This is a genomic window from Chitiniphilus eburneus, from assembly GCF_005048205.1.
GTDB classification, from domain to species: Bacteria; Pseudomonadota; Gammaproteobacteria; order Burkholderiales; family Chitinibacteraceae; genus Chitiniphilus; species Chitiniphilus eburneus.
This window is the reverse complement of sequence record NZ_SUMF01000062.1, coordinates 1-4,694: the sequence shown is the minus strand read 5'-3', so window position 1 is coordinate 4,694 and position 4,694 is coordinate 1. Positions and strand designations below refer to the sequence as shown.

Sequence of the window (4,694 nt, the reverse complement as noted above, 5' to 3'; positions counted from 1 at the left end):
CGCGTCGGAGCTGAGCCAGGCTTTGCCGCCCAGGAAACGCGGGTCGGTTTCGATCAGGTAGGCGTGGCCCGGTTCGATGTGGGTCTGGTAAAGCTGGTTGGTGGGCAGCGTCAGCGTCGGTGAGGGAACGCGGATGGTTTGCAGGCCGGTGTGCAGCAGGTCGCGCGCGACCTGCCAAGGGTTTGATTCCGGCATTGCTGGCGCAATACCGGACCACCACAGCAGGCAGGCAACGAAAAGTGAAATGGTGTGTCGAATCGGCCGCATCAAGGGGGATGGCGTTTACTGGCGCAGCTCAATATACGCCAAATCCAAATTCAATTGGATCGATGAAAGCAAGATCGGTTTGATTGCACCGGACAATCACTGACCTTGGGGTAATAATTCGACGTCCATTTGCAACTTCATCGATAACCCATTGGTGCCACACTATTTTTATGCCCCGAAAATCGGTGACCAATGGGCGCTCGCAAATGATTGAAGCAGATTCTGTTTTCTTTAAACTGGGGCATCTCATTGACACAAGAAGCGATCGTGACCAAGGAAAACTGGCTGAATAGTGGGGCCTCGTCTACAGAAACACCCGATGGGGATGACAACGTTGCGCGCATCGCGGCACAAGCGTTGACGGGGTTTCGGCAGATGAAGCATCAAGCCACCACGGCCAAGAGTGCCAGGACAGAAGCCAAGGCCGAAGCGGCGGACGGTGAAGAACCGAGCAGTTAGCACCGCAGCAGACAGGCAGCAGACCAACAAAAACCGGGGCGTGTAACACACGCCCCGGTTTTTTGATCAATGCTCAGCAGCGGGATCAGCCCCGCACAGGCGCTTGCAGTGCCTTGCAGCAGAGTTCGAGTTCTTCACGCTCCACATCGCACAAGTTGGCCCAATCTTCGGCCATGCGACTGCCGATCCCCGCTAAGTCATGGGCGTTGGCATGGACGGTGGAAAGCTCGGCAATGGCGCGGAACAGCGCGGCCAGCTCGATAAAACCCTGTCGGGCTTGGCAAGCTTGGTCGATGGCTTGGTCAAGCGAACTGATGCAAGAAAGCCAGGGTGTGGTGGTGGGGACAGCGGGGTTGGGGGTGAGATGGGGCATGGTAGGCACTCTCAATGAAAGTTGAGACCGCCACCCCAAGACCAATTGAGGTGGGCAGCCGAAACGAGAGTTGGTCTACCGGTTGAGAGCACCCGGCGAGCCTTGCGGCTCCTCTCGCCCGGCCGCCCATAAAAGGACGTACCCAGCGCAAAAAAGCCGCATGGACAAGCAATGCGGCTTGCGCCGCTCTCAAATTCGGGAGACCAATCCCGGCCGCGTAGATCGAACGCGACGGCGGGAGCATAGGCCGAACGGGGGCCGTTGTAAATGGGATTCAAGGAAACGCTTGCCAAACGACAAGGTAATGCCGTGACTACCGATGAGGAAGGGCTTGGTGGCTCTGATGATATTAGGCAAAAGAAAGCCGCTGGCTTTTGGGTCTAGCGGCTTTTATTTTTGTCACCAAATTCTGACACTTTTCCATTACTTCTACCACACAGCAACATTGAGCCCATATCGCCAAATACTCATGGATCAATTAAATTTAATATTTTCAAATCATGCAAAAACAAATTCGCCTCATCCAATGGAACATCTTTCAACAGGTCATTAAGGTCGTTAGCTCTAATAAAGCTAGCAATATTCACTCGAGCAGTCTTCATTTTATCTGGGTACCACCCCCCCGACAAAACCAATAAAACCACCTGCCACATAATATTTTCTATTGGCCGTTCAAAACCATCTTCAAAAGTGGCAGTCACATATCCCATTATTTGCTCATGGGGCCACCCTTGCATTACTGCATGATCTCGACACCCATCAAAATATGAATCAAGTGCCCACTCCTTGATTTTTGAATATAGAACCCTTTGATCATGTATCACTTCACCACTCCTTTCGTAGGCGGTATAACACCGCCATTATCAAGAATATTGATAGTAATATTTGGGTATTTTTCTTTGAACTGGCGAATAACATTCGAGCAACTCGCGCAGGGTGCGCGCTCTGTCAGCAAATTAACAACTCCCTTCGCTGCGGGATTATCACCCAAATATGTAGCAATATTGTTGAGTATTTTAGCTTCAGAATCCACACTTCGAAGCAATGGGTAAGGATTGGCCCCTGATGTGGGAACAATAGTGCTTTGAAAAATCTCTGGCACCTCTCCAACAAAACCTAAAGCCTGCTGTTCCGCAGTAGGGTTTGCTATTCGGCTTGATGCAGCCATGTTAGCTGGCACTCCAGGAATATCAACTTGAGCCACCCCCATATTTCCCCCACTTTTGGCACTTCCAGACAAAGTTGCACGCAAATCAGCAATTTGATTTGAAAGAGACTTTTGTGTCTGAGCTAACGATGCAACTTGTGCAGAACTAGCAGCTTGCCCTCCCTTAATTGCTGCCTTTGCCCACTGCACAAGGCTTTTCGCTCCCGCCCCAAGTGATACAAGCAATACCTGATTCTCAGGGTCAGAAACAAATGTCACAAACTTCATCCAGCCCGGCGAATTCTGGTCAATCATCGCCAGATCTTTACCATTCTCCTGAAGAATGAAGTCTTTGGCCTCCTGCATCGTCATCGATTGATACAGCCAGCTTGGACGTTCTGCGGCTGCGATGCCGCCTTCGATTTCAGCCTTTCTCAGCGCAGCACATACCATCGGGTCTTTTTTACACGTCTCAGCCAATTCCTCTCGATTCTTCTCACTAAGCTGGGTGTACTTTTCCCAAACAGCGTCGCAATTGCCTTTGGCCGTACACGTTGCCAACTCCTTATCCAAGGCCAAGCCTTCATCAGCGCTGAGGTAGTTATTTCTTACTGCATTCTGCCCAGCCTGCCCACCCGCCGCTACGTTCAGCCCGCTATCCCCGACCACGCCTCCGGCAAGGCCCGCCGCAACCCCGCTCAGCGCGACGATGGTCTGCTTTTGCGTTTCGGTCAGTTCGCTCGGGTCTACGCCGGGGTAAAGCTGTTCGGTCAGTAGCCGGGCCATGCCTTCGCCCGCCAGCGCGCCTGCTGCGCCTGCGCCGGCGTTGTTGCCTTGCAGGTAGGCGGTCGCGGCACCCAGTACGGCGTGCGCCATCAGGTTGGCGGCGGTGTTGTCGCCGGTTGCGTCTTTGATCGCTTGCGCCAGGTACGGTGCGGCGGCGCCACTCAGGGCTTCGCCGATGTTGCCCCCCGCCAGGCCTTGCAGGGCGGCGGTAATGGCTTGCATGGCGCGCTGGAAGTCGCTGCCGGTTCCCCATTGTTTCTGGGCAGCTTCGTATTCGGGGGTGCCTTTCTCCAATCCGTTGAACTGTTGCGCGACGATGATCTGGGTGGTTTGGTTGGCCAGTTCGCCCAGGCTGTCCACCAGCATCTGGGTTTCGGCGATTTTTTCTTTGTCGAAGATTTGGTCGATGGCGCCATTGGCGTTGCTGGTGTCGCGGCTCAGGTCGGCCACATCCTGCTTTTGGTTCTCCTGGTCGCGGATCGTGATGCTGCCTTCACTCACGGCGGCTTGAGTGGTGCCGCTGGCGTCGCCGCTCTGCTGGCTACCCTTGGGCGCGAAGCTGGCTGTGGTATCGATCCCCTTGCCACCCGCCGTGCCCAGGCTGATGCCGACGCTGGTGGCTTTGTATTCGGCTTCGTTCTGCAGGTCGCTGAAGCCGAGGGTGCCGGTGTCCAGTTTGTTTTTGGCCGGGTCGGCAGTGCTGGCAATCACGCCGCCGTTGAGCTGGGTGTGGCCTTCGACGTAAACGTTGAAGCCGCCTTCGCCGGCAAACAGGCCGCTTTGTTCCTGCACGGAGAGGTAGTCGCTGTCGGTCTTGCTCTTGCTGAAGTTGGCACTGGCGCTGCCGGTCATGCTGCCGAAGGTGAAGCTGCCGCTGATGCCGCTGCTGGTCTGTTTGGCGTGGTAGTCGATGTCGTCCTGTTGGCTTTGGATCAGTAGGTCGCCACCGATATTGGCAATCACGGTTTTGCCGGTGGCCTGGGCGCCGATCAGGCTGGTGTCGCCACCGCTTTTGAGGGTGAGCGTTTCGCCGGCGGTGACGGTGGTTTCTTGGTAGGTGGTGGCGTCACCTTCGGTGTTGCCTTTGGCTTTGTTGGCGCTGCCGAAGATGCTGAAGCCCACGCCGTTGCCGCTGGCGCCGATGCCGACGCCCACTTTCCAGCCACTGCTCTTGTTGTCGCTGCGTTCGCGCGCCAGTTCTTCGGCGCTTTGCAGCGTCAGGTCGTTGGCGGCGTCCAAGGTGACATTTTTGCCCACCAGTTCGCTGCCCAGCACGATCAGGTTGCCCTGGCCGGTTTCGCCGTCGCCGCGTGCCACGATGGTGAGGTCGCCGCCGGCTTTGACGCTGCTGGCATGGGCGGTCTGCTGGTCCTGTTCCAGGTTGAATTCGCTTTTGCTGCTGCCCACGCTGATCTGAAGTTGGACACCCATGTTTTGCAGGTCGCCGTTCTGGATCGACTCGCCAACCTGATAGGCCGTCGCGCCCGCTTGCAATGCTTTGACGGCAGCCAGGCGGCCGTCCTCGGCTGCGCTGGCCTGTTCAACGTTGTTGACAACCTGTTTGGCCATGTCGACCACGCCACCACCCAGCCCGATGCTCAGCCCGGACTGTTTCTGCTTTTGCGTTTCGGCGTAGTGCTGCGTTTCCGCTGCCGCTTCGAT

5 protein-coding genes are annotated in these 4,694 nt (G+C 55.9%); 1 reads left to right on the top strand and 4 read right to left on the bottom strand.

Annotation, left to right across the window (positions count from 1 at the left end; genetic code table 11):
* A partial coding sequence (locus FAZ21_RS19810; protein ID WP_136775154.1) for a hypothetical protein occupies positions 1-195 on the bottom strand: 195 nt, incomplete at its 3' end.
* 282 nt (positions 196-477) lie between these two features.
* Here FAZ21_RS19810 and FAZ21_RS19805 point away from each other — a divergent pair.
* Positions 478-726: a hypothetical protein gene (locus tag FAZ21_RS19805; protein WP_136775153.1), complete on the top strand. Its 249-nt coding sequence runs from the start codon at positions 478-480 to the stop codon at positions 724-726.
* An 85-nt stretch (positions 727-811) separates the two neighbouring features.
* Here the strand turns inward: FAZ21_RS19805 and FAZ21_RS19800 are convergent, their stop codons facing one another.
* The 3 genes from FAZ21_RS19800 to FAZ21_RS19790 all read right to left on the bottom strand — a co-directional run.
* Complete coding sequence (locus FAZ21_RS19800) at positions 812-1,099, bottom strand: ferritin family protein (protein ID WP_136775152.1); 288 nt, start codon at positions 1,097-1,099, stop codon at positions 812-814.
* A gap of 467 nt (positions 1,100-1,566) precedes the next feature.
* Entirely contained in the window at positions 1,567-1,923 is a 357-nt protein-coding gene (locus FAZ21_RS19795; protein WP_211243544.1) for a hypothetical protein, read from the bottom strand.
* On the bottom strand, positions 1,920-4,694 hold a 2,775-nt coding region (locus FAZ21_RS19790), incomplete at its 5' end, for a hemagglutinin repeat-containing protein (RefSeq protein ID WP_211243543.1). The genes FAZ21_RS19790 and FAZ21_RS19795, both read right to left, overlap by 4 nt.

What these genes read in the sequence shown, in the direction of transcription:
- FAZ21_RS19800 (WP_136775152.1), bottom strand. Translation starts at nt 1,099, where the DNA reads ATGCCCCATCTCACCCCCAACCCCGCTGTCCCCACCACCACACCCTGG.